This is a genomic window from Trebonia sp., assembly GCF_030042015.1.
Classification (GTDB): domain Bacteria; phylum Actinomycetota; class Actinomycetes; order Streptosporangiales; family Streptosporangiaceae; genus Trebonia.
Genome location: NZ_JASIAL010000532.1, coordinates 1 through 5,332 on the forward strand (window position 1 = coordinate 1; position 5,332 = coordinate 5,332).

Here is a 5,332-nt window from a genome sequence, read left to right on the forward strand (position 1 = left end):
TGACCGCGCCGCGGTCGCACGGGCAGCGCAGGCAGCCCGCGAACACGCCGCGCACGCCGCGCACGCCGCGCACGAACGACACCTGGCGGCGCTCGCCGCGACGGCCAGCGCTGCCGCGGCCCAGCAGCGGGCTGCCCAGCAAGCAGCCCAGCAGCCCGCCCAGGAACAGGCGTCAGGCACGCCGCAGCAGATCGCCGAGGGAATGCTCGCCCAGTACGGCTGGAGCGGCCAGTTCTCGTGCCTGGACTCGCTGTGGACGCAGGAGAGCGACTGGAACCCCACCGCGGAGAACCCGGGTTCCGGCGCGTACGGCATCCCGCAGGCCGTGCCCGGCAGCAAGATGGCCAGCGCCGGCCCTGACTGGCAGACCGACGCGGCCACGCAGATCCGGTGGGGCCTTGAGTACATCCAGTCGACCTACGGCTCCCCGTGCGCTGCCTGGGCCCACGAGGAAGCAGACGGCTGGTACTGACCCCTCGTCGCTCCGGTCTGGCCCCGGCCCGGGGCCAGACCGGAGCCCCTACTCGAAGCGGACGTTGCCGGGTGCGGTCATCCGGCGCAGCAGCGGCAGCGTCACCGCGATCACCCCGAAGGCGATGACGAGGCCGATGACGATCAGCGCGTAATAGTCGTACCCAAGCCGCGGGATCGCGGTGCCGGGCGGCGCGAGCCTGACGTAGGCCAGGACCGACGTGAGGTAGGCGATGATGGCTGCCAGCACGGTGGCGGCGGCCAGCGGGAGCGCGGCCTCGAGCAGGACGACCCTGGACAGGACGCCGACCGGGACGCCGCCGGCCCGCAGCAGGGTGAACGGGCGCTTGCGGTCGACCAGCCCGCCGCCGACCGCGACCGCCAGGCTGCAGCCCGCCACGACCAGCGTGAGCGCGACCGCGGCGTACACGAGCTTCTCCACGACGGCCGCCCGGCCGAGACGGATGCTCAGTGTCTCGCCGAACGTCCGCGGCGGGGTCGGCGCCGCTCCGGGGCCGGCGAAGACCTGCGGCGGGGCGTTGACGGCCAGGAACGTGCGGACCCGCTCCAGCGTCGCGGGGCTGTTCACCCGGACAAGCACGGCCTGCAGGGGCAGGCTGGACAGCGGGCCGGTATAAACCTGACTGGACGAGCTGACGAACGCCTTGGTGTTGAAGAGCGGGTTGTCGCTGAACAGGCTGTCGTCGGTCGTCTGCACCGCCGCCACGCCCGGTGCGCACTGCCCGAGCACGGCCAGGGCGCGCATCACCGCGCAGCTGACGGCGGTGTCGTTACCGGGCCCGCCGGGCCCGCCCGACCCGCCCGGCCCGGGCGGGCCGGGCACAAGCAGCGAATACAGCGGGTAGGTGGTGGCCCCGGGGATAGCGTTCAGCCCGCTGACCAGTTTCCGGCTCTGCCGCGCGGACAAGGTGACGGCGCCGGAGGGACCGGCATACGACTGCACCTGGTCGAGCAGCACGTTGCTGAGCGAGGCGTTGGCGGGCGATGCCTCGGTCGCGTTGATCGCGGGCACGAGCGTGCCCACGATCGTGCCGAGGAAGACGGCGAGCACGAGCCCGGTCACCGAGCGGAAGGCCGCCTTCGGGTTGCCGGCCAGCCGCCGGCTCGCGAGCAGGGCCGACGATCCCCTGGTGACGCTGCCGAACAGCCGGGCCGCCTGCGCGGTCAGCCACGGTCCGGCGATCGCCAGGCCGGCCATGGTGATCAGCAGGCCCGGGTACGCGGGCCCGCCGATCGACTGGTGCGTCGTGGCCAGCAGCCCCACGACGTACAGGGCCACGCCGACCACCAGCGCAGTCAGCCGCCACGCGGTCGGCGGCTTCGGCGTCGCGCGCCTGCTCACGCCGAGCGGCGAGAGCTGCACCCGGCGCAGCGACAGCAGCGCCGCGACCGCCGCGATCACCGGCACGCCGGCGAGCATCGCGACGTATCCCCAGCTGGTCGGGGTCAGCGCCGACGAGAAGTACTGCGTGCCGGTCAGCGTCGCCCCGGCCAGCAACGGCCGCGCCAGCAGGAACACGACGACCCCGAGCACCGCGCCGCCGAACGCGCCGGCCACCGATTCGACCGCCGCGATCACCCGGATGTCGGCGGGCGTCCCGCCGACCAGCCGCAGCGCGGCGAACCGCTCCTCGCGCCGGTCGGCCGCCAGCCGGGTCGCGGTGCCGATCAGCACCAGCATCGGGAACAGCACCGCGAGCACGCCCACGCCGAACGCGTACCTGAAGAACGGCGTGAACACCTCAGGCGCCGGCGCGGTCGAGATCGACGTCACCCAGTCCGAGCCGGGGATCGCGGCGACTCCCGCGGGCGTGTACCCGATGTAGATCACCAGGTCGTTGGGCCCGGTGAGCGCCGCGTCGCCGATCGTCCCGATCAGGTGGCCGGGGAACCTGTCGCCGAGCTGGTCGGCGGGCACGGTGCGGATCAGCGCGGCCAGCGCGGGCGACGCGTAGTACTGCTCCGGCCCCGGCAGGCGCGCAATTCCCGGCAGCACCGGCGCGGACGACGCCAGCGCGGCGACGTCCAGCCGGGTGATCGTCTGCCCCTGGTAGAAGTCCACGCTGTTGTTCCACAGCTCGCCGCCGGCCGGCAGCGGTGCGGGCACCGCCCCGTCGCCCCCCGTGCACGACCAGCAGGCCTGGTTGGCGTTCGCCTGGAACGCGTGGTACTCGGCGAGCACGCCGAGCAGCAGCGCGACGCCGACCGCGACCGCCGCGGCGGTGATCGCCAGCCGGACGAGGGCCTCCCGGCCGCTGCGCAGGGTGAGCCGCAGGCCAAGGCGGACCATCACTGAGCCGCCTGCGCCGCGGAGACCTGCTCGCCGGCGGGACCCAGGTCAACCGACACCATGCCGTCGCGCACGATGACCAGGCGGTCGGCGTACGCGGCGACCCGCGCGTCGTGGGTGACCAGCACGACCGTGGTCCCGGTCTCGCGGGCAAGCGCGGTCAGCAGGTCCATGACCTTCTCGCCGGTCAGCGAGTCAAGCGACCCGGTCGGCTCGTCGGCGAAGATCACCGTCGGCGCCATCGCGAGCGCCCGCGCGACCGCGACACGCTGCGCCTCGCCGCCGGACAGCTCGCCGGTCCTGTGCCTGCCCTTGTCCGCGACGCCAAGCCGGTCCAGCCACGTGCCGGCCGTCCGGTAGGCAGTCCGCCGCCCCACCCGGTTGAGCAGCAGCGGCAGCGCCACGTTGTCGGCCGCGGTGAGCTCGGGGACCAGCTGCCCGAACTGGAACACGAAGCCGAAGGCAGTCCGGCGCAGCCGCGTCCGCTCGGCCTCGCCGAGCGTGTCCAGGCGCTGCCCGTCGAACCAGACCTCGCCGCGGTCGGGCGTGAAGATCCCGGCCAGGCAGTGCAGCAGCGTCGACTTGCCGGATCCGCTCGGGCCCATGATCGCCAGGATCTCGCCCTGACAGACGGCCACGCTCGCGCCGCGCAGCGCGGGTGTCTGGCCGAACGACTTGGCGACCTCCCGCGCCTCGATCAGGTACGCGCCGGTCACGACGGGACTGCTCATTGTTCCCTCCGGGTTACCAGTGCGGCCAGTTCGGTCAGGCGCGCCGACGTGACGTCGATCCAGCGAAGGTCGGCTTCCAGGTGGAACAGCGCGTGGTCGGCGAGCAGCACGTCGACAAGCGCTCCGGTCCGCCTGAGTTCGGTGAGCTCCCGCATCCGCCTGATGTGCGCGGCGCGCTGCCTGTCCAGGTAGGCGTCGGCCGGCTTGCCGAGCATCAGCGCGAGCGTCACCTTCGCGAACAGGATCGTCTGCAGGTGCGGCTCCGGCTCGACCGGATCGGCCAGCCACGCGTCGACCTCGGCCCGGCCGGCGTCGGTGATCGAGTAGGGCTTGCGATCCGGTCCCTCGCCCGGCTCGGCCTCGCCGCCGACGACCTTGCCGTCGCGGGCCAGCCGCCCGAGCGTCGCGTAGACCTGCCCGAATGGCAGTTGCTTGCCTCGCCCGAAGTAGGCGTCGTAGTCCCGCTTGAGGTCATAGCCGTGACTGGGCTCGCGTTCGAGCAGGCCAAGCAGGGTCTGGGGGACACTCACCCTCGGGAATATACACTCGGTGTATACACAAGGCAAATAATATACAGAACGGTCCGTTGCGACTGTCACCACGGTCCGTTCTGTATAAAAGGGGGGCACGTGCGGGCGGCGGCCCGGCGGCTGGTACGGCGGGGTCTGGTCCGCGCCGGGGAACGCGGGCAGCGGATACTGCGACGAGGTGTACTGCGCGACAACCAGCGGGCCGCTGGTGTCGGGGAGCATCGGCGGGTGCGAGTAAGACAGGAACCGGAACGCGCCCGTCATGTTGCTCATCGTCGCGCGCCGGTACGCGCTGATGGTGGGCGCGGGCACTCCGGTCACCTGCTCGAGGAACATCAGGTGCGACGTGTGGTCGGACGGCTCGCTGAAGACCCAGCCGCCGGCCGTCCACGGCGAGACGACGATGCACGGCACCCGGAAGCCGGGGCCGACCGGCAGGCCGTTGCCCGGGGTGCCGCCTGGCGAGGTCAGGCAGACCTATTCGTCGGCGATGCCGGGCGGGGAGACGGGCGGCGGGACGTGGTCGAAGAGGCCGTCGTTCTCGTCGTACACGAGCAGGAACACGGTCTTCACCGAGCCGGCGCCGCCGGGTGAACGGGGTAGCCGGGCGATCAGCACCGCCGCGCTCGCCGGCGCCACGGTCATGGTCAGGCTGGTGTTCGGGCATCTGGAGGTCCTTCGGTCGTGGCGGGGTCCTCGCTAGCCGGCTGATTCTGTGCCTAACAGGGACAAACTGTCCAGAGAATAGCGAGCAGGTGATCGCCGCGCGCCGGATGGCGCAACTCACAGTCGTTGCTTGAGAAGTAACGAGAACTGCAGGTGAACGCCGGGTTTCGGGAAGCTGGGCGTGCTGCGGCGGGGGACCGGCCGGCCTGCCCGCGGGAATGGGGCGGCGCAATCGTTTGTATTCCTACGTGGTTACTTCTTGACAGCACCCCGCCCGCGCGGGACGGCGGCTGCCCCCGGCAGCCGGGCGCCCTGACCTCGTGCCCCGACCGCGCGCCGGCCGATGCCTGCTGTTGCCCGCCTGGCCTTACCGCTTGGCGCGGATCGTGGGGTCAAGGGTGGAATCCGATCGCGCGATGCGCGACCAACCCTGCCACCCAGATCCGCTGGGGCCTGACCTACATCCAGGGCAGGTACCGCTCGCCGTGCGGCGCGTGGGCACACGAGGAAGCAGACGGCTGGTACTAAGCGTCAGGACGGGACCGTCCTGAAGGTGTGCAGCATCTTCTCGAACTCGGGCAGGTACTTGCTGCTCCAGCCCTTGCTGGGCGCCCGGAAATAGA

4 protein-coding genes and 2 pseudogenes are annotated in these 5,332 nt (G+C 72.0%); 2 read left to right on the plus strand and 4 right to left on the minus strand.

Annotated elements, in window-relative coordinates:
- Positions 1-472: lytic transglycosylase domain-containing protein (locus Q1N79_RS28220; RefSeq protein WP_300614100.1), on the plus strand; the 472-nt coding region annotated here is incomplete at its 5' end.
- Positions 473-520: 48 nt separating this feature from the next.
- Here Q1N79_RS28220 and Q1N79_RS28225 read toward each other — a convergent pair.
- The 4 genes and pseudogenes from Q1N79_RS28225 to Q1N79_RS28240 form a co-directional block, all read right to left on the minus strand.
- Complete coding sequence (locus Q1N79_RS28225) at positions 521-2,782, minus strand: FtsX-like permease family protein (RefSeq protein WP_300614101.1); 2,262 nt, start codon at positions 2,780-2,782, stop codon at positions 521-523.
- Positions 2,782-3,513: an ABC transporter ATP-binding protein gene (locus Q1N79_RS28230; protein ID WP_300614102.1), complete on the minus strand. Its 732-nt coding sequence runs from the start codon at positions 3,511-3,513 to the stop codon at positions 2,782-2,784. The genes Q1N79_RS28225 and Q1N79_RS28230 overlap by 1 nt, the downstream gene beginning before the upstream one ends.
- The gene (locus tag Q1N79_RS28235; protein WP_300614103.1) at positions 3,510-4,043 is read right to left on the minus strand and encodes a PadR family transcriptional regulator; all 534 of its coding nucleotides are present in this window, start codon (positions 4,041-4,043) and stop codon (positions 3,510-3,512) included. Before Q1N79_RS28235 ends, Q1N79_RS28230 begins: the two co-directional genes overlap by 4 nt.
- Before the next feature lie 318 nt (positions 4,044-4,361).
- Positions 4,362-4,688 (minus strand): annotated as a pseudogene (locus Q1N79_RS28240) (alkaline phosphatase family protein); the annotation flags it as partial.
- Between the two features lie 444 nt (positions 4,689-5,132).
- On the opposite strand from Q1N79_RS28240, the pseudogene Q1N79_RS28245 reads away from it, so the two are divergent.
- Positions 5,133-5,237, plus strand: a pseudogene (locus Q1N79_RS28245) (lytic transglycosylase domain-containing protein); the annotation flags it as partial.
- Positions 5,238-5,332 lie beyond the last annotated feature (95 nt).

What these genes read in the sequence shown, in the direction of transcription:
- Q1N79_RS28225 (WP_300614101.1), bottom strand. Translation starts at nt 2,782, where the DNA reads ATGGTCCGCCTTGGCCTGCGGCTCACCCTGCGCAGCGGCCGGGAGGCC.
- Q1N79_RS28230 (WP_300614102.1), bottom strand. Translation starts at nt 3,513, where the DNA reads ATGAGCAGTCCCGTCGTGACCGGCGCGTACCTGATCGAGGCGCGGGAG.